General features: G+C 58.9%; 17 protein-coding genes. 4 read left to right on the plus strand and 13 right to left on the minus strand.

Annotated elements, in window-relative coordinates; genetic code table 11:
* Positions 1-603: 603 nt before the first annotated feature.
* From K1567_RS07715 to mtnA, 12 genes are all read right to left on the minus strand, one after another.
* Positions 604-771: a hypothetical protein gene (locus tag K1567_RS07715; protein ID WP_220698323.1), complete on the minus strand. Its 168-nt coding sequence runs from the start codon at positions 769-771 to the stop codon at positions 604-606.
* Positions 772-1141: 370 nt separating this feature from the next.
* Complete coding sequence (locus K1567_RS07720) at positions 1142-1384, minus strand: LapA family protein (protein ID WP_220698324.1); 243 nt, start codon at positions 1382-1384, stop codon at positions 1142-1144.
* A gap of 24 nt (positions 1385-1408) precedes the next feature.
* The gene (ihfB, locus tag K1567_RS07725) at positions 1409-1705 is read right to left on the minus strand and encodes an integration host factor subunit beta (protein WP_003189779.1); all 297 of its coding nucleotides are present in this window, start codon (positions 1703-1705) and stop codon (positions 1409-1411) included.
* A 130-nt stretch (positions 1706-1835) separates the two neighbouring features.
* Positions 1836-2120: a hypothetical protein gene (locus K1567_RS07730; protein ID WP_220698325.1), complete on the minus strand. Its 285-nt coding sequence runs from the start codon at positions 2118-2120 to the stop codon at positions 1836-1838.
* A 157-nt stretch (positions 2121-2277) separates the two neighbouring features.
* Positions 2278-3963, minus strand: coding sequence for a 30S ribosomal protein S1 (gene rpsA / locus K1567_RS07735; RefSeq protein WP_034096538.1), 1686 nt, complete (start codon positions 3961-3963; stop codon positions 2278-2280).
* A gap of 119 nt (positions 3964-4082) precedes the next feature.
* Complete coding sequence (gene cmk / locus K1567_RS07740) at positions 4083-4772, minus strand: (d)CMP kinase (RefSeq protein WP_034096537.1); 690 nt, start codon at positions 4770-4772, stop codon at positions 4083-4085.
* Positions 4769-6979, minus strand: coding sequence for a bifunctional prephenate dehydrogenase/3-phosphoshikimate 1-carboxyvinyltransferase (locus K1567_RS07745; RefSeq protein ID WP_034112502.1), 2211 nt, complete (start codon positions 6977-6979; stop codon positions 4769-4771). The genes cmk and K1567_RS07745 overlap by 4 nt, the downstream gene beginning before the upstream one ends.
* Before the next feature lie 28 nt (positions 6980-7007).
* Positions 7008-8120 (minus strand): histidinol-phosphate transaminase, encoded by a 1113-nt coding sequence (gene hisC / locus K1567_RS07750; protein ID WP_034112500.1) that lies wholly within the window; start codon positions 8118-8120, stop codon positions 7008-7010.
* Positions 8121-8129: 9 nt separating this feature from the next.
* Positions 8130-9224, minus strand: coding sequence for a prephenate dehydratase (pheA, locus tag K1567_RS07755; protein ID WP_034096534.1), 1095 nt, complete (start codon positions 9222-9224; stop codon positions 8130-8132).
* On the minus strand, positions 9224-10309 hold the full coding sequence (gene serC / locus K1567_RS07760; RefSeq protein ID WP_034096533.1) for a 3-phosphoserine/phosphohydroxythreonine transaminase: 1086 nt from the start codon (positions 10307-10309) through the stop codon (positions 9224-9226). Before serC ends, pheA begins: the two co-directional genes overlap by 1 nt.
* 243 nt (positions 10310-10552) lie before the next feature.
* Positions 10553-13207, minus strand: coding sequence for a DNA gyrase subunit A (gene gyrA, locus K1567_RS07765; RefSeq protein WP_040266113.1), 2655 nt, complete (start codon positions 13205-13207; stop codon positions 10553-10555).
* Between the two features lie 423 nt (positions 13208-13630).
* Entirely contained in the window at positions 13631-14701 is a 1071-nt protein-coding gene (gene mtnA, locus K1567_RS07770; protein ID WP_040266111.1) for an S-methyl-5-thioribose-1-phosphate isomerase, read from the minus strand.
* Positions 14702-14810: 109 nt separating this feature from the next.
* Between mtnA and K1567_RS07775 the strand changes: the two genes are divergently transcribed.
* From K1567_RS07775 to K1567_RS07790, 4 genes are all read left to right on the plus strand, one after another.
* Complete coding sequence (locus K1567_RS07775) at positions 14811-16142, plus strand: TRZ/ATZ family hydrolase (protein ID WP_220698326.1); 1332 nt, start codon at positions 14811-14813, stop codon at positions 16140-16142.
* Positions 16143-16206: 64 nt separating this feature from the next.
* Positions 16207-16905: a bifunctional 2-polyprenyl-6-hydroxyphenol methylase/3-demethylubiquinol 3-O-methyltransferase UbiG gene (gene ubiG, locus K1567_RS07780; RefSeq protein ID WP_010211967.1), complete on the plus strand. Its 699-nt coding sequence runs from the start codon at positions 16207-16209 to the stop codon at positions 16903-16905.
* Positions 16906-16909: 4 nt separating this feature from the next.
* Positions 16910-17581 carry an N-acetylmuramic acid 6-phosphate phosphatase MupP gene (gene mupP / locus K1567_RS07785; protein ID WP_034112495.1) on the plus strand — a complete coding sequence of 224 codons (672 nt, stop codon included), beginning with the start codon at positions 16910-16912 and terminating at the stop codon, positions 17579-17581.
* Between the two features lie 186 nt (positions 17582-17767).
* Positions 17768-18508 (plus strand): YciK family oxidoreductase, encoded by a 741-nt coding sequence (locus tag K1567_RS07790; RefSeq protein ID WP_034096528.1) that lies wholly within the window; start codon positions 17768-17770, stop codon positions 18506-18508.
* Between the two features lie 135 nt (positions 18509-18643).
* Here the strand turns inward: K1567_RS07790 and K1567_RS07795 are convergent, their stop codons facing one another.
* Complete coding sequence (locus K1567_RS07795) at positions 18644-20158, minus strand: ABC transporter substrate-binding protein (protein WP_034096527.1); 1515 nt, start codon at positions 20156-20158, stop codon at positions 18644-18646.
* Positions 20159-20164 lie beyond the last annotated feature (6 nt).

A 20164-nucleotide genomic window follows, 5' to 3' on the forward strand; every position in this document is an offset into this window, starting at 1 on the left:
TAAAGTTTAGCTATGCGGTCATTATGCCCCCCTCCATTACGAGCGAAGCGAGCCGAATTTATCTTACAATTGAGCTCGCCTCACTGAACCTGCTTCGTGCTGCAATGCTATTCTAGCCTCTTTCTCGACACTCTAGTTCGACCGTGCCAATTCATACTTTATTTTTTACTCGTTTATTCGATTTTAGATAACTGCGTTAAAAACTGACGATATCTGGATTCGCTTGACGTTGATTACACAGCAAACAAGACCGCTAAGGATAGCGACGCCTTCAATCATTTTGAATATATCATTTCAAGCTTTAAATAAGCATAAAGTGTATTATTTTTACTGTTTTCGGAAAAATTAACTTTCCAAAAAATTGTTCAAACATGCACCTCGGCTTAATAAATCTCGAATAGCTTTTTTATTCGAAACTTCCCAGACGAACACTATAAGAGCCTATGGCCGAACCCACTTCTATGAGCACCTCATACAGCTGAAGCTGATATATTTTGACCGATTCAACGCATGCAGCTATTGACGGTTGAAGGGCGCGACACCGTGCTGATTTTATATTCAAGAATAACAAAAACAGGCGACTGAGGCCGCAATCAGTCAACCTCAAAGATGAGCCAATAAAAAGTTTTTGCTCCCAGAAAAACCTCGATTTTTTAAAAAATCTATTTCGGCGGAGAGAATATCGATTCCTGCTGAGGTTGTTAAAGCCGGTGCGCGGAAAACTGCCATCAGCAACAAAAATCCGCCTTCAAAAAGTAACTGCGGGCTCATTATGCAGACCAGATTATATGTTTTCTTATCTAATTAGATGACCGGCAAAACCCAGTGTCTCTGCCAAATTTTGTGCGCACAAAATGCCAATTACTGAGAACAGATGTCATTTTTCATCTCGCCGACATATTACAAACCTTGACATATCTGTAGGGCGATTTCCATACGCCTAGGGACAGCCCCCTACAAGATTCTTGCAACGTAAATAAATAAGCACATGGAAGGGCGGCGCTCAATGTATGGCGAGAAAGCCGACGCAAAAGAGAGAAGGCAACCCGAAACGTTCATAGTTACTGAATAAATATACAGCAGAAAATCAGACGAACGGTAATAAAATTTTTATCCCTAACTTCATCTCTGACAGCGCCAGCTAATATTGAGCGGTCAGAATCGGCTTACGTCGCCGACTACGCATCATCATGCCCAACAGCGGCCCTATCAGCATGCCGACGATCAGCGCCAGTACCACGAATACTGATACGGGAAGCTGTCTGCTTGCCTGACCCAGTAACGACAGCGACACACTCTGCTTGTTTTCAAGCACAAAAGCCAAAACCACAAAAGCCACAAGCAACACCACGACCACTAGCGCAACGCGCTTAACCCCACGCATAACCTTCTCCTACCCCAAAAACACTCAGACGCCTTCTTCCTCTTCTTCGTTCACCCGGTCCCGCAATTCTTTGCCCGGTTTGAAGTGGGGAACGAACTTGCCGTCGAGGCTGACGGATTGACCGGTCTTTGGGTTGCGGCCTACGCGTGGTGCGCGGTAGTGCAGGGAGAAACTGCCGAAGCCACGGATTTCGATGCGATCTCCGGTGGCAAGGCATTGGGACATTTGCTCAAGCATGGTCTTGATAGCCAGCTCCACATCCTTGGATGAGAGCAGCCCTTGATGGGTGACAATTCGTTCGATCAACTCCGACTTCGTCATATTTTTCCCTTCTTTTTCAAGCAGCTAGGAAAAGCGCTTCAAAGGTTTTAGCATGACTTGATGAATTTGAACAGCCCGTGCATAAACTAATCTACGACTGAATAAACACTGACGAATAAAGCTCCTTAAGCTATTTGCAGATTACGAGCATCTTGCGCGTGACCGCTCCTGCCGGGTTCCATCCGAACAAGTAGTCGCCTTCTTCATCCTTGGCGTCGCTGGAGCGCGTGATGACCTTGTAGCCCTGCATCTTGCATTCGCGTGCAGCGCGCTTCTCGCACTTATCCCACTTGTTGCCTAAGCCCGAGCAGTCGATCTCTACACCGCTGACGCCGCGCTTTGCATAAGTTTTTGCATTGGTGCCGGCGCACCCTGCAAGCATTAGCAGGGCGAGCACTACGATAAGCCTGTTCATCCGAATCCTTATGAAAAGCGTTGGTGGCGTCTATTTAACGACTATAGTCACTTCCGACACTGAGCTGAACGCGTTGGTTCTAAGTTGTTGATTCAACAAATTTCAGGCACAAAAAAGGGCGACCGAAGTCGCCCTTTTCCTACAGCTTTTACAGAACTTAGTTCTGCTTAGCCATTGCTTCACGCAGCAGGGAGGCCATGGTGGTCTCGCCTTGTGCAGCTTCTGGAGCCGATTTCAGGCTCTGGATAGCTTCTTTCTCTTCCACTTCGTCTTTCGACTTGATGGAGAGTTGGATTACGCGGCTCTTGCGGTCAACACTGATGATCTTGGCTTCTACTTCCTGGCCTTCTTTCAGAACGTTACGAGCGTCTTCAACGCGGTCACGGCTGATTTCGGAGGCTTTCAGAGTCGCTTCGATATCGTCGGCCAGAGTGATGATGGCGCCTTTAGCGTCAACTTCTTTCACAGTGCCCTTAACGATTGCGCCTTTGTCGTTCTCTTGAACGTACTCGGAGAACGGATCGCTTTCCAGTTGCTTGATACCCAGGGAGATGCGCTCGCGCTCTGGGTCAACCGACAGGATAACGGTGTCCAGCTCGTCGCCCTTCTTGAAACGACGAACAGCTTCTTCGCCCACTTCGTTCCAGGAGATGTCGGACAGGTGAACCAGGCCGTCGATGCCGCCGTCCAGACCAATGAAGATACCGAAATCGGTGATCGACTTGATGGTACCGGAGATTTTATCGCCCTTGTTGAACTGGCCAGAGAAATCTTCCCATGGGTTAGATTTGCACTGCTTGATGCCCAGGGAGATACGACGACGCTCTTCGTCGATGTCCAGAACCATAACTTCCACTTCGTCGCCGACTTGTACGACTTTCGAAGGGTGGATGTTTTTGTTGGTCCAGTCCATTTCGGAAACGTGCACCAGGCCTTCCACGCCTTCTTCCAGCTCAGCGAAGCAGCCGTAGTCGGTCAGGTTGGTAACACGCGCGGTCACGCGAGTGCCTTCTGGGTAACGTGCTTTGATAGCAACCCATGGATCTTCGCCCAGCTGCTTCAAGCCCAGGGAAACGCGGTTGCGCTCACGATCGTACTTCAGAACCTTGACATCGATCTCGTCGCCAACGTTGACGATTTCGGAAGGATGCTTGATACGCTTCCAAGCCATGTCGGTAATGTGCAGCAGGCCATCGACGCCACCCAGATCGACGAATGCGCCGTAATCGGTGAGGTTTTTGACGATACCTTTGACTTGTTGGCCTTCCTGCAGGGATTCCAGCAGAGCTTCACGCTCGGCGGAGTTCTCTGCTTCCAGGACGCTGCGACGGGAAACGACAACGTTGTTGCGCTTCTGGTCGAGCTTGATGACCTTGAATTCGAGTTCTTTGCCTTCCAGGTGCGTGGTGTCGCGCACTGGACGAACGTCGACCAAAGAACCTGGCAGGAACGCACGGATGCCGTTAACGTCGACAGTGAAGCCGCCTTTAACCTTACCATTGATAACGCCCTTGACCACTTCTTCAGCTGCGAAGGCTGCTTCGAGAACAATCCAGCATTCAGCGCGCTTGGCTTTTTCACGGGACAGCTTGGTTTCACCGAAACCGTCTTCAACCGAGTCCAGAGCAACGTGAACTTCGTCACCGACATTGATTGTCAGATCACCAGCATCGTTGTAGAACTGTTCCAGCGGGATCAGAGCTTCAGACTTCAGACCAGCGTGAACGGTTACCCAGCGAGCTTGGTAATCGATATCAACGATAACACCGGTGATGATGGAGCCTGCCTGAAGGTTCAGGGTTTTTAGGCTTTCTTCAAAGAGTTCCGCAAAGCTTTCGCTCATTTTAATTCCTGTTGATAAGGGCGAAGAATACGCCCATCTCCACACCCCAGACGGTGTGGGTCAGTTTCAATTAAAAGAAGCACCGCAGGACTATGACTGGTCCCCTGCAGCCTTCTTGGTCACCCGGCGATATCGCGAATGGCGATCTCGCTCATGATGCGTTCCAGCACCTGCTCGATGGACAACTCCGTGGAATCCAGCTGTATGGCATCGGCCGCCGGTTTGAGCGGGGCTACTGCGCGCTGGGTATCACGCTCATCGCGTGCACGGATCTCATCTAGCAGACTCGACAGACTAACACCATCGACTTTGCCCTTCAACTGCAAGTAGCGGCGGCGCGCCCGCTCCTCGGCGCTGGCCGTCAGAAAAATCTTCAGCGGCGCCTCGGGAAATACCACAGTGCCCATATCGCGCCCATCGGCGACCAGGCCCGGGGGCTCCTGAAACGCCCGCTGGCGCTGCAGCAGTGCATCCCGTACGGCCGGCAACGCCGCCACTTGGGACGCTCCGGAGCCGACATCTTCAGTGCGAATGGCATCACTGACTTCGTCGCCCTCCAGAATGATGCGCTGCAGTTGACCGTCTGTCGCGGCGATGAATTGCACATCCAGATGAGCAGCAAGCTGGGTCAGCAACGCTTCATTGGTCAGGTCGACCCCGTGGTTACGCGCGGCGAACGCCAGCAAGCGATACAGCGCGCCGGAATCCAGCAGGCCCCAGCCAAGGCGCTTTGCCAGGATGCCGGCGATCGTGCCTTTACCCGAACCGCTTGGCCCGTCGATGGTTATCACCGGTGCTTTGATATTCACAATTGAGCCTCTTGGGCAACACGGATGCCGACTTGGGCACACAGTGTAAGAAAATTCGGAAAAGACGTAGCAACATTGGCGCAGTCATGGATATGAATCGGCGCAGCCGCCCGCAACCCAGCCACACTAAAGGCCATGGCAATGCGATGGTCCCCATGGGCATGAACCTCCCCCCCCGCCATCGGGCCGCCGTCAATGATAAGCCCATCAGGGGTGGCTTCACACTTCACGCCCAGCGCCAACAGACCGTCGGCCATGACCTGGATACGATCGGACTCCTTGACCCGCAACTCTTGCGCGCCGCGCAAAACGGTTCGCCCTTCAGCGCACGCCGCCGCGATAAACAACACTGGAAACTCATCGATCGCCAACGGCACCAGGGTCTCGGGGATTTCAATACCCGTCAGCGCAGCCGCGCGCACCCGCAGGTCGGCTACTGGCTCGCCCCCCACTTCACGGGGATTTTCCAGCGTGATATCCGCGCCCATCAGTCGCAGGATATCGATCACGCCGGTGCGTGTCGGGTTGACGCCAACATGCTCCAGCACCAGTTCGGAACCCTCGGCAATCGAAGCAGCCACCATAAAGAACGCCGCCGACGAGATATCTCCCGGTACTTCAATATGGGTCGCCTTGAGCGCATGGCCGGATTCAACCGCTGCCGTCGCCCCGTCCACCGCCACGGGATAACCAAAGCCGCGCAACATACGCTCGGTATGATCACGGGTTGGCGCCGGTTCAGTCACCGCGGTCTTTCCATCGGCATACAGACCGGCCAGCAGCAGGCAGGATTTAACCTGGGCGCTGGCCATCGGCAGCGTGTAGGTCAAACCCTTCAGGGACTGGCCACCGCGAATAGTCAACGGTGGTCGCCCTTGCGGGCCGGTTTCGATCTGCGCGCCCATTTCACGCAGCGGCTCGGCCACGCGGTTCATCGGGCGATTGGACAGCGACGCGTCGCCAGTCAATACGCTGTCGAAGCTTTGCGCAGCCAGCAACCCACAGAGCAAGCGCATGGACGTGCCGGAATTACCCAGATAAATCGGCCCCGGCGCAGGTTTCAGACCGTGCAGCCCCACCCCATGGATGCTCACGCGACCATGGTGCGGACCTTCGATCACCACCCCCATGTCGCGAAACGCCTGCAAGGTCGCCAGGGCATCTTCGCCTTCAAGAAAGCCTTCGATTTCGGTCACGCCGTCGGCCAATGAGCCCAGCATGATGGAGCGATGGGAGATCGACTTATCCCCGGGCACCCGGATACGCCCACTGAGGCGGCCACCTGGATTGGCGAGAAAGGTCAACGCATCGGCGTTCACAGCGGTTTCCATATAGGCCCGGCGAGCCAGGATCTTGCTGAAATGTTCACGCGCCACCCGCGCACGGGTGAACACGCCCAATAATTGATGGCCATCCCCGGCGTCGACCGCATCGCGCAAAGCGTCGAGATCGCTGCGGAAGGTGTCCAGGGTGCGCAACACCGCCTCGCGATTAGCCAGGAAGATGTCGTGCCACATCACCGGGTCGCTGCCGGCAATACGCGTGAAATCGCGGAAACCTCCGGCGGCGTAACGGAAAATCTCAAGGTTCTCGTTGCGCTTGGCCAACGAATCCACCAGGCCAAAGGCAAGTAAATGCGGCAAATGACTGGTCGCCGCCAGCACTTCATCGTGCCGCTCGACCTGCATATGCTCCACATCCGCCCCTAGCTCGCGCCACAGACGATCCACCACCGCCAAGGCCGCTGGATCCGTTTGCTCAAGCGGCGTCAGGATGACCTTATGCCGGCGGAACAACTGCGCATTCGACGCCTCCACCCCGCTCTGCTCGGAGCCGGCAATCGGATGCCCAGGCACGAAGCGCGCGGGCATGCCGCCAAAGGCCCGTTGCGCCGCGCGCACCACATTGCCCTTGGCACTGCCGACATCAGTCAGGATCGCTTGCCCCAGGTCCATCTGAGCCAGCACTGCAAGCAGCTTTTCCATGGCCAGGATGGGCACGGCGAGCTGGATCACGTCAGCACCTTTACACGCGAGCGCCAGGTCGGCTTCACAGCGATCCACCACGCCCAACTCAACGGCCAGTTGGCGCGATTGCGGGTCCAGGTCGACGCCCACTACTTCACCGCACAGCCCGCTTTCACGCAGGCCCTTGGCGAAGGAACCGCCGATCAAGCCCAGACCCACTACCACCAGGCGACCGATCATAGGCACAGCAGGTTGCAATGCAGTGACATCAACCACGGGCCAGAACCTTGGCCAACGCCTCCAGGAAGCGACTGTTTTCAGCCGGCAGGCCGATGGTGATACGCAGGTGGTTCGGCATGCCGTAGTTGGCCACCGGGCGCACGATCACACCTTCGCGCAGCAACCCTTGAAATATCGGCGCAGCCACTTGGCCCAGATCGACACAGATAAAGTTGCCCTTGGACGGAATCCAGCCCAGGCCCAATGCGCGGAAGCCATCCTGCAACTGCTGCATACCGCTTTCATTGAGGCGACGACTTTCTTCCAGGTAGTCGACATCCTTCACCGCCGCACAGGCCGCCGCCAGGGCGAGGCTGTTGACGTTGAACGGCTGGCGCACGCGGTTCAGCACATCGGCGACCACCGCGCTCGACAGGCCATAGCCCACCCGCAGCGATGCCAGGCCATAGGCCTTGGAAAACGTGCGCGACACCAGCAGGTTCGGATACGCCGCGAGGAAATCCAGGCCGTCCGGCAGGTCGCTGCCTTCGGCGTACTCGATATAGGCTTCGTCCAGCACCACCAGCACATGCTCCGGCACGTCCTGCAGGAAGTCGTTCAAGGCTTCGGCACCGAACCAGGTGCCGGTGGGGTTGTTCGGATTGGCGATGAATACCACGCGGGTCTGCGCGTCGATGGCCGCCAGCATGGCCGGCAGGTCATGCCCCCACTCCTTGGCTGGAATCACCCGCGCCTCGGCACCAACGGCCTGAGTCACGATCGGGTAGACCGCGAACGCGTGCTCGCTGAACACCGCATTCAGGCCCGGGGCGAGATAAGCACGACCTACCAGCTCAAGAATGTCGTTGGAGCCGTTGCCCAGGGTCACCTGGTTCAGTTCCACACGACATTGCTCCGCCAACAAGGACTTGAGTGCGAAGCCATTGCCATCCGGATAACGGGTCAGCTCCGCCAGCTCTTCACGAATCGCCGCCAACACCTTGGGGCTTGGGCCCAACGGGTTCTCGTTACTGGCCAGCTTGACGATGTTGGCCGGATCCAGGTTCAACTCGCGCGCCAGCTCGTCCACCGGCTTGCCCGGAACGTAAGGCGACAGTTGTTGCACGCCCGGCTGAGCCAGGGCGAGGAAGTTGCCACTCATGTTAACGCCTCACAAAACCGCTTTCGGGTAGGAGCCCAGCACCTTGAGTGCCACGGCCTCCTGACTGATCTTCTCGAGCACGCCTTTGACCAGCGGGTCGCGGTGATGGCCGACGAAATCGATAAAGAACACGTAGGTCCATTTACCGCTGCGCGAAGGCCGAGTCTCGATGCGCGTCAGATCGATCCCATTGTCATGGAACGGCACCAGCAGCTCATGCAGGGCGCCGGGCTTGTTGCTCATGGAAACGATGATCGAAGTCTTGTCGTCGCCGGTCGGCGGCACTTCCTGATTGCCGATCATCAAAAAGCGCGTGGAGTTGTCCGGGCGGTCTTCGATTTTTTCCGCCAGGCGCGTCAGGCCATACAGGCCCGCGGCCATATCCCCGGCGATCGCTGCCGAATTCCATTCGCCCTTGACCCGCTTGGCCGCTTCGGCGTTGCTGGACACCGCCACGCGCTCGACATTCGGGTAGTGAGCGTCCAGCCATTTGCGGCATTGAGCCAGAGACTGAGCGTGGGAATAAATGCGGCTGATACTGTCGGTCTTGGTGTTCTCGCCCACCAACAAGTGGTGGTGGATACGCAGCTCCACTTCGCCACAGATCACCATGTCGTGTTCAAGGAAGCTGTCGAGGGTGTGGTTGACCGCGCCTTCGGTGGAGTTTTCCACCGGCACCACGCCAAAATTCACCGCACCGGCCGCCACTTCGCGGAACACTTCGTCGATCGCCGCCATTGGTTTGCTGATCACCGCGTGGCCGAAGTGCTTCATGGCCGCCGCTTGGGTGAAAGTGCCCTCAGGACCGAGGTACGCCACTTTCAGCGGCTGCTCCAGGGCCAGGCACGACGACATGATTTCACGGAACAACCGCGCCATCTCTTCGTTACCCAACGGGCCCTTGTTGCGCTCCATTACACGCTTGAGCACTTGGGCTTCGCGCTCAGGGCGGTAGAACACCGGCACTTCGCCTTCGGCCAGGGACGCCATCTTCACTCGCGCCACTTCCTGGGCGCATCGCGCGCGCTCGCTGATCAGCTCCAGGACTTTCTCGTCCAGGCTGTCAATGCGAACGCGCAGGGCCTTGAGTTCTTGTTCAGACATTAGCCGTGTTCCTTTTCGAACTCTGCCATGTAGGCCACCAGCGCGTTGATCGCGTTGATGTCGACAGCGTTGTAGATGGAGGCGCGCATGCCACCTACCGAACGGTGGCCTTTGAGGTTGAGCAGACCGCGTTCGTCGGCACCGGCCAGGAACGGCTTGTCCAGACGATCATCGGCCAGGCGGAACGGTACGTTCATCCACGAGCGATCCGTTTTGTTGATCGGGTTGCTGTAGAGGCCGCTGGCGTCGATGAAGTCGTACAGGGTGCGCTTCTTCACTTCGTTAAGCTTGCCCATGGCAGCCACACCGCCCTGCTCCTTGAGCCACTCAAACACCAGGCCCGACAGGTACCAGGCGAACGCCGGCGGCGTGTTGTACATCGAGCCGTTATCGGCCGCGACCTTGTAGTTGAGCATGGTCGGGCACAGCGAACGGGCGCGGCCCAGCAGGTCTTCGCGGATGATGTTGACCAGGATGCCGCTCGGGCCGATGTTCTTCTGTGCGCCAGCGTAGATCATGCCGTATTTGGACACATCGATCGGGCGCGAGAGGATGTCCGAGGACATGTCGCACACCAACGGGACGTCACCGACTTCCGGCACCCAGTCGAACTCCAGGCCCCCGATGGTTTCGTTCTGTACGTAGTGCACGTAGGCCGCGTCCTTCGACAGCTTCCACTCGTTCTGACCGGGAATCGCGAAATAATCGTAAGGCTTGGCGGTGCCCGCCACATTGACGTGGCCGTAGCGCGAGGCCTCCTCAATGGCTTTCTGCCCCCAGATACCGGTGTCGATGTAGTCCGCAGTGCCGTCTTCCGGCAGCAGATTCAGCGGGATCTGGGCGAATTGCTGACTGGCGCCGCCTTGCAGGAACAACACTTTGTAATTGGATGGGATGTCCAGCAAGTCGCGCAGGTCCTGCTCGGCCTTGGTGGCAATGGACACGAACTCATCGCTGCGATGGCTCATTTCCATCACGGAGAGGCCTTTTCCATGCCAGTCGAGGAGTTCACCCTGCGCGCGCTGCAGGACTGCTTCAGGAAGCGCCGCGGGACCGGCACAGAAGTTATAGGCTCTCTTGCTCACATCCAATCTCACTCTGATCTGGTGGGGCTGCAATCATGTTCGGTAACAACCTTTATCTGGAGCGCCCCCTTGTGGGAGCTGGCTTGCCGGCGATAAGGGCACCTCGGTAGCGCAGTGATACCGCGGCGCTGCCATCGCAGGCAAGCCAGCTCCCACATTGACCGCGTCCAGCCAAAGGACGTGTTATTTCATAAGGGACAAACAACAAGGGGGCGAATCTTCATCCGCCCCCTGTGTGTCCGCTTATTCCTGCGGTTCTTCTTCGTCTGCGGCAGCGTCGAGGGTTGGCTCGTCGACGGTGTCATCGCCTGTCGGGATCACCTCGCCTTCAAACTCCTCACCTTCCAGCTCTTCGCCTTCGACTTCCGAGGGTTCCTGGACGCGTTCCAGGCCCACCAGTTTTTCGTCCTTGGCCAGCTTGATCAAGGTGACGCCCTGAGTGTTACGACCCAGGCTCGACACTTCGGCCACGCGAGTACGTACCAAGGTACCCTGGTCGGAAATCAGCATGATTTCCTCGCCGTCGAGCACTTGCACCGCGCCGACCAGACGGCCGTTGCGCTCGTTGCTGACCATGGCGATCACGCCCTGGCCGCCACGCTTGTACTCCGGGAACTCGCTGATGGCGGTGCGCTTGCCGTAACCACGCTCGGAAGCGGTGAGGATCTGGCTGCCTTCTTCCGGGATCAGCATCGAGATCAGCTTCTGCCCTTCCGGCAGACGCATGCCGCGCACACCGCGGGCGGTACGACCCATGGCGCGTACGTCGGACTCCTTGAAGCGCGTAACCTTGCCACCGTCGGAGAACAGCATGACTTCACGTTCGCCGTCGGTGATGGCGGCCGAGATCAACACGTCGCCTTCGTCCAGCTCCAGGGCGATCAGGCCCACGCTGCGCTGACGGCTGAAGGATTCCAGTGGGGTCTTCTTCACGGTGCCTTTGGCGGTGGCCATGAATATGAAGTGACCTTCGGTGTATTCCTCGACCGGCAGCATGGTGGTGATGTACTCGTCACTGTCCAGCGGCAGCAGGTTGACCAACGGACGACCACGAGCGGCACGGGAGGCTTCCGGGATCTCGTAGGTCTTGAGCCAGTACACCTTGCCCTTGCTGGAGAACAGCAGCAGCGTGGTGTGGCTGTTGGCGACCAGCAGGTGAGCGATGTAGTCCTCATCCTTCACGCCGGTAGCCGATTTACCTTTACCGCCACGACGCTGGGCCTGGTAGGCCGCCAACGGTTGGGTCTTGGCGTAGCCGCCGTGGGAGATGGTCACCACGCGCTCTTCTTCCGGGATCATGTCGCCCAGGGTCAGGTCGAGGCGCGCATCGAGGATCTCGGTGCGACGCACATCGCCGTATTCGGCGCGGATCACCTCCAGTTCTTCGCGGATCACTTCCATCAGGCGCACGGCGCTGCTGAGGATGCGGATCAACTCGCCGATCTGGTTGAGGATCTCCTGGTACTCGGCCAGCAGCTTCTCGTGCTCCAGACCGGTAAGGCGGTGCAGACGCAGTTCCAGGATGGCCTGGGCCTGTTCCGGGGACAGGAAGTACTTGCCTTCGCGCAGACCGTATTGCGGGTCCAGGTTCTCCGGACGGCAGGAGTCGGCGCCAGCGCGCTCGACCATGGCTACCACGGCGCTGGATTCCCAAGGCGTGCTGATCAGCGCTTCCTTGGCTTCCGACGGGGTTGGCGAGGCTTTGATCAGCGCGATCACCGGATCGATGTTCGACAACGCAACCGCCTGGCCTTCCAGGATGTGACCACGTTCGCGGGCCTTGCGCAGTTCGAACACGGTACGGCGGGTGACGACTTCGCGACGGTGACGGACGAAGGCTTCCAGCAGATCCTTGAGGTTCAGGATGCGCGGGCGACCGTCGATGAGGGCTACGACGTTGATCCCAAACACGCTTTGCAGCTGAGTCTGGGCGTAGAGGTTGTTGAGGATCACCTCCGGCACTTCGCCACGACGCAGCTCGATCACAACGCGCATACCGTCCTTGTCGGACTCGTCGCGCAGCTCGGTAATACCTTCGAGCTTCTTCTCCTTGACCAGCTCGGCGATCTTCTCGATCAGACGCGCCTTGTTCAGCTGGTACGGGAGTTCGGTGATCACAATCTGCTGGCGGCCACCGACCTTGTCGATGTCTTCGATGATCGAGCGGGCGCGCATATAAATGCGCCCGCGACCGGTGCGGTAGGCTTCGATGATACCGGCGCGACCATTGATGATCGCGGCGGTCGGGAAGTCCGGACCAGGGATATATTGCATCAGCTCATCGACGGTCAGCTCAGGATTGTCGATGAGGGCCAGGCAACCGTCGATGACTTCACCGAGGTTGTGCGGCGGGATGTTGGTGGCCATGCCCACGGCGATACCGCTGGAACCGTTGACCAGCAGGTTGGGGATCTTGGTCGGCATGACGGCCGGGATCATTTCGGTGCCGTCGTAGTTCGGCACCCAGTCCACGGTTTCTTTATGCAGGTCGGCCAGCAGCTCGTGCGCCAGCTTGGTCATGCGCACTTCGGTGTATCGCATGGCCGCGGCGTTGTCGCCGTCGACCGAACCGAAGTTGCCCTGGCCGTCTACCAGCAGGTAGCGCAGGGAAAACGGCTGGGCCATACGTACGATGGTGTCGTACACCGCAGTGTCGCCGTGAGGGTGATACTTACCGATCACGTCACCGACAACACGGGCAGATTTCTTGTACGGCTTGTTCCAGTCGTTACCCAGCTCGCTCATCGCGAACAGCACACGCCGGTGCACGGGCTTCAAGCCATCGCGCGCATCAGGCAGTGCTCGACCGACAATCACGCTCATCGCGTAGTCGAGGTAGGACTGTTTCAGCTCGTCTTCGATATTGACCGGGAGGATTTCTTTGGCCAGTTCGCCCATGAGAAGCCTGATTCCTTTTTCGGGTGAAACTTCGTCACATCCATATGGGACGAACGAAGCTCGCCGCTGCCGGCAGAGTGCCTGGCAACGACTTACGACAAATCAACGAGTTATGACACGGATCTGCACGTTATAGGCCGCCCCTCGGGGTGACCTTGGAAACCGCCGGATGTTATCACAATCGCCGCCACGCACCTATCCCCTTGATGGGCATGGAGCATAGTAAGTTGACGGATGACAGGCTTGAGGGCGACGAGAGGGGCTCAGAGGTGGGGTGGTGGTATTTTTCGAGGGAGAATCCGAGGGTTTTGTTGACTTTTAGGGCCAATCGGGGGCAAGCCCTCTCGCATACTGAAAATGTGAACACAGTCAAATGTGGAAGGGGGCTTGCCCCCGATGACCATTTCAGCCTTCACACAAACTTCAGTGCAGCCGCTTACGGCACATCAACTTGGCCAATTTCGCGGTATCCGGCCGTTCGACGATGCCTTTTTCGGTCACGATCACATCGATCAAATCGGCTGGCGTCACATCGAACACGGGGTTGTAAGCGCCAACGTCCAGACGTTGCCCCACCACCTCCAGCAACTCGCCCGCATTGCGCTCCTCGAGGGCGACGTCTTCACCGGTGGCCATCATCAGGTCCAGGGTAGAACTCGGCGCCACAACCATAAAACGCACGCCGTGGTGCATGGCGCAGACCGCCAGTTGGTAGGTGCCGATTTTGCCGACCACATCACCGTTGGCGGCGATGCAATCGGCACCGACGACCACCCAGGTCACACCTTTGGTCTTGAGGATATGGGCACCGGCCGAGTCGGCATTCACCGTGACCGGGATGCCCTCGCCCGCCAGCTCCCAGGCGGTCAGCCGTGAACCTTGCAGCCAAGGACGGGTTTCATTGACGTAGACCTGCTCGACCATGCCCTCAAGGAATGCGCCACGGATCACCCCCAGCGCAGTGCCGACCCCGCCGGTGGCCAGCGCGCCCGCGTTGCCGTGGGTCAAAATGGCCTGGGCATTGCCCTGATGCTTGCGGATCAGGTCGACGCCCAATTGCGCCATGGTCAGGTTGGCTTCGCGGTCGCTTTCATGAATCGCAATGGCTTCGGCTTCCAGCGCAGCCAGCGGATCGGCGTGTTTCTTGAGACGGTCGAGGCGGTCTCGCATGCATTTGAGGGCCCAGAACAGGTTCGACGCGGTCGGACGGCTCTCGGCGAGCAGTGCGTAGTCTTCTTCCCACCCGGCCTGCCAGTCACCGCCCTCGGCGATGCGCGCCCGAGCGGCCAGTACCAGGCCATAGGCCGCGCTGATACCGATGGCTGCCGCGCCGCGCACGACCATCCCACGGATGGCCGCGGCCACTTCATCCACCGTGGCGCAGGCGACCCAACGCTCGTGGGACGGCAAGGCGCGTTGGTCGAGCAGGTGCAGCGTGCCGTCGCGCCAATCGATGGCCTTCACTTTCTCCGCAGCCAACAGTCGATCGCGCATCCCTTACTCCGCACTCATGAACAAAAGCCGCCGATTATAGCGATCCGCCAGCCAGGACGCTCGGGTATACTTCGCGCTTCTTTTATAGCTGCCCAGGAAGAAGCCCGCGATGACCCCCACCGCCGCCCCGCTCGACATCTTGCTGTTGCCGACCTGGCTGGTACCTGTGGAGCCCGCCGGCGTGGTGCTCAGGGAGCACGGCCTGGGCATCCGCGACGGGCGCATCGCCTTTATCGGGCCTCGGGCGGCAGCGTTGAAACTGCAGGCCGCCGAGGTGCGCGAGCTGCCGGGCATGCTGCTCAGCCCCGGCTTGATCAACGCCCACGGGCACGCGGCCATGAGCCTGTTTCGCGGCCTGGCCGATGATCTGCCGCTGATGACCTGGCTGGAGAAGCATATCTGGCCCGCCGAGGCCAAGTGGGTCGATGAAGCCTTTGTACGCGACGGCACCGACCTGGCTATCGCCGAACAGCTCAAAGGGGGCATCACCTGTTTCTCCGACATGTACTTCTACCCCAAGGTCGCCAGCGACTGCGTACACAACAGCGGCATGCGCGCGCAGATCGCGATTCCGATCCTCGATTTCCCGATCCCTGGCGCCAGCACCGCCGATGAAGCGATTCGCCAGGGCATCGAGCTGTTCGGCGACCTCAAGCACCACCCGCGCGTCAATATCACCTTCGGCCCCCACGCGCCCTACACCGTATGCGACGCCAACCTGGAGAAAATCCGAGTAATCGCCGAAGAACTCGACGCCGCCATCCATATGCATGTACACGAAACCGCCGGCGAGGTGCAGCAAGCCGTGGAGCAGACCGGCGAGCGGCCGTTGGCGCGCCTGAGCCGCCTCGGGCTGTTGGGGCCGCGCTTCCAGGCCGTTCACATGACTCAAATCAGCGAGGACGACCTGATTTTGCTGGTAGAAAGCAACACCAGCGTGATCCATTGCCCTGAGTCGAACCTGAAACTGGCCAGTGGCTTCTGCCCGGTGGAACGTCTGTGGCAGGCTGGCGTCAATGTGGCCCTCGGCACCGACGGCGCCGCCAGCAACAACGACTTGGATTTACTCGGCGAAACCCGCACCGCCGCGATGCTGGCCAAGGCCGTCGCCGGTTCGGCCACCGCCCTGGACGCGCACCGCGCACTGCGCATGGCTACGCTCAACGGAGCGCGCGCCATGGGGCTGGACAATGAGATCGGTTCGCTGGAGCTGGGCAAGGCGGCGGATATCGTCGCCTTCGATCTGTCGGGTCTGGCGCAACAACCGATCTACGATCCGGTCTCACAGCTTATATATGCCACCGGACGCGATTGCGTGAAACACCTTTGGGTCGCCGGCAAGCAGTTGCTCGACGACCGGCGATTGACCCGCATGGATGAGCAACAGTTGACCGCCACGGCCGTCGCCTGGGGCAGGCGCATCAGCGGGCAGCACGAATAACGACGGTGGTGAACCTGCGCGTTCAACACCGGCCCACCGATTTATCAGATTCAGAGGATTCACCATGAGCAACGTCGACCACGCCGAAATCGCCAAATTCGAAGCCCTGGCCCACCGCTGGTGGGACCGCGAAAGCGAGTTCAAACCGCTGCACGACATCAACCCGCTGCGAGTCAACTGGATTGACGAACGCGTCAATCTGGCCGGCAAGAAGGTGCTGGACGTTGGCTGCGGCGGCGGCATCCTCAGCGAAGCCATGGCCCAGCGCGGTGCCACGGTGATGGGCATCGACATGGGCGAAGCGCCACTGGCCGTGGCCCAGTTGCACCAGTTGGAGTCCGGCGTAAACGTGGAGTACCGCCAGATCACCGCCGAAGCCCTGGCCGAAGAGATGCCCGAGCAGTTCGACGTGGTCACCTGCCTGGAAATGCTCGAACACGTGCCGGACCCGTCATCGGTGATCCGCGCGTGCTTCCGCATGGTCAAGCCGGGCGGCCAGGTATTTTTCTCCACCATCAACCGCAACCCCAAGGCGTACCTGTTCGCGATCATCGGCGCCGAATACATCATGAAGCTGCTGCCGCGCGGCACCCATGATTTCAAGAAATTCATCCGCCCGTCCGAGCTGGGGGCCTGGAGCCGCCAGGCCGGTTTGACCGTCAAGGACATTATCGGCCTGACCTACAACCCGCTGACCAAGCACTACAAGCTGGCCAACGACGTCGACGTCAACTACATGATCCAGACCCTGCGCGAGGAGTAAGCCTGTGAAGTTGCGAGCGGTTCTCTTCGATATGGACGGCACCCTGCTGGACACGGCGCCGGACTTTATCGCCATCTGCCAGGCCATGCGCGCCGACCGAGGCCTGGCGCCGATCAACGACCAACACATCCGCGATGAGATCTCTGGCGGCGCGCGTGCGATGGTCGCGGTGACGTTCTCGATGGACCCCGAGTCCCCAGGCTTCGAGGAACTGCGCCAAGAGTTTCTCGAACGCTACCTCAAGGGCTGCGCGATCCATAGCAAGCTGTTCGACGGCATGGGCGATCTGCTGGCGGACATCGAAAAGGCCAACCTGATCTGGGGCGTGGTCACCAACAAGCCGGTGCGCTTTGCCGAGCCGATCATGCAGCAGCTGGGCTTGGCCGAGCGTTCGGCATTGCTGATCTGCCCGGACCATGTGAAGAACAGCAAACCGGACCCCGAGCCGCTGATTCTGGCGTGCAAGATGCTCGACCTCGACCCGGCCAGCGTGCTGTTCGTGGGTGACGACCTGCGTGACATCGAGTCCGGCCGTGACGCCGGCACGCGCACAGCCGCGGTCACCTATGGCTATATCCACCCGGACGACAACCCGCGCCACTGGGGCGCGGATGTGGTGGTGGATCACCCGCTGGAACTGCGCAAGGTGCTGGATAACGCGCTATGCAGTTGCTGATGGCTCATCGATCCAGCTGACCGATGAAGATCCCCTGTGGGAGGGGGCTTGCCCCCGATTGCAGTGTGTCAGTCACTGCATTTGTTGACTGATCCACCGTTATCGGAGGCAAGCCCCCTCCCACAAGGGATCTCCACCGGTCTCAAGTTTTGTGCTGAAACATGTTGAATTCTGTCGAGGCTATTTATGTTTGATTACTCCGCACGTCCAGAACTGCTCAAAGGCCGCGTCATCCTGGTGACCGGTGCCGGTCGCGGGATTGGCGCGGCAGCGGCGAAAACCTATGCCGCCCATGGCGCCACCGTGCTCTTGCTGGGCAAGACCGAAGCCAACCTGGCCCAGGTGTATGACGAAATCGAAGCCGCTGGCCACCCGCAACCGGTGGTGATTCCGTTTAACCTGGAGACCGCCCTGCCCCATCAATACGATGAATTGGCGGCGATGATCGAGAAGGAATTCGGCCACCTCGACGGCCTGCTGCACAACGCCTCGATCATCGGCCCACGCACGCCGATCGAACAGTTGTCCGGCGAGAACTTCATGCGGGTGATGCATGTGAACGTCAATGCGATGTTTATGCTGACCAGCACTTTGCTGCCGCTGCTCAAGCTGTCCCAGGATGCATCGGTGGTGTTTACGTCCAGCAGCGTCGGGCGCAAAGGCCGGGCGTACTGGGGCGCGTATGGCGTATCGAAGTTCGCCACCGAAGGCTTGATGCAGACCCTGGCCGACGAACTGGAGGATGTGGCGGCGGTGCGGGCCAACAGCATCAACCCAGGCGGCACCCGCACCAGCATGCGTGCCCAGGCTTATCCGGGGGAAAACCCGATGGAAAGGCCCGCGCCGGAAGAGATTATGCCGGTGTACCTGTACCTGATGGGGCCGGACAGCGCGGGCGTGAATGGGCAGGCATTCGATGCTCAGTAACCACTGACACAACTGGAACAAAATGTGGAAGGGGGCTTGCCCCCGATGGCGGTGGGTCAGTACCAGATACGGTGACTAACCCTGCAATCGGGGGCAAGCCCCCTGCCACATTTGCATTGCGCGGTTCCCTGATTATTAGTTTTTCACCACTTCCTCAAGGGTGAAGCGGCCCAGTGGGTTTTGCAGGAAGTTGCTTACGTTCTTACGTGAGATGTTGATGTACGGGCTGTAGTACAAGTCGATCCAGTTCACGTCCTGTTTCGCCAGCTTCTGCAGTTCCACATACATCTGCTCGCGCTTGGCCGGGTCAGCTTCGATGCGGGCTGCGGCAACCAGGTCCTTGACCTTGTCGTTCTTGTAACGGGTCATGTAGTTCTGATTGGTGTCGTGCCCCAGCACGAAGGTGGTTTTCTGGTCCGGGTCGAGGATGTCGTTGGTCCAGTACATCACAGAAATATCGTACTCACCGTCCACCAGCATCTGCCAGCTCTGGGTGGGGTCGACCTTCTGCAGGTTGGCGGTCACGCCGACCTTGGCCAACTGATCCTTGATGATCACCGCAATCTGCTCGTCGGCTTCGTTGCCGGCATTGACCACATAGTTAAGCTTCAAGTCCTTGGCGCCGGCCTGCTCCAGCAGCTTTTTGGCGGCGGTAGGGTCATACGGGCGTTGCAAGTTGTTGGCGTAGTGGTACAGCGAGCCTTTTGGGATGTAGGAATAGGCCACGGTGCCTTGTCCGTACGTGACGGTTTTGACCAGCGATTGCTTATCGATGGCCATGTCCAGCGCCTGGCGCACTTCCGGCTTGGCCAGCAGGCCGTGGGCATGGTTGATCAGCAGGTGATCTTCGCGGGTGGATGGGTCGGCGTGAACCACCACGTTTTTGTCTTTCTTCAGTTCTTCAACCCGGGAGAACGGCACGAAGATCGCGGTATCGAGTTCGTTGTTCTGCACCATGCGCATACGAGTGTTGTCGTCGGTCACCGAGACCCACTCCACGCCGTCCAGGCTGACATTTTTAGCTTGCCAGAAGTTCGGGTTCTTCTTGAGGATCACCCGATCGCCCTTGCGCCACTCTTCCACAGTGAACGCACCCGACGTCACCGGATTTTCTGAGTAGGCGTCTTCGCCCATGGAGGTCATGGCTTTTTCCGACAGGATCGACACCGTCGGCGAAGCGAGCTGGGACAGGAAGGCCACCGCCGGGGTCTTGAGGGTGACGACCAGGGTTTTCGGGTCGGCGGCTTTCGCAGTGTTGATCAGGCTGAACGGGTCACTCCACAACGAGGCTTTGTTGTCGCGGATGCGCAACAGGCTGAAGGCGGCGTCGGCGGCGGTGATCGGCGAACCATCGGAGAATTTCGCGTCGCGCAGGGTGAAAGTGTAAGTCAGGCCGTCCTTGGAAATGTCCCAGCGTTCAGCCAGGCCCGGTTCCATCTTGGTGCCCAGGTTATCCACGCGCACCAGGGTGTCGTAGACATTGGCGAACACCCAGGTATCGCGGTTCTGCGCACTTTTGATCGGGTCAAAGGTGGTGCTGTCTTCACGGCAACCAATGGTGAGCACACCGGCGGCCTGGGCGAAACCGGCGGTCAGCGACCAGGCGGTCAGCGTGGCGGCGGCGAGTAACTTCAAGTGGTGGGATTGCATGTCATA

The organism is Pseudomonas sp. S5F11, from assembly GCF_019641515.1.
Taxonomy (GTDB): Bacteria; Pseudomonadota; Gammaproteobacteria; order Pseudomonadales; family Pseudomonadaceae; genus Aquipseudomonas; species Aquipseudomonas rhodesiae.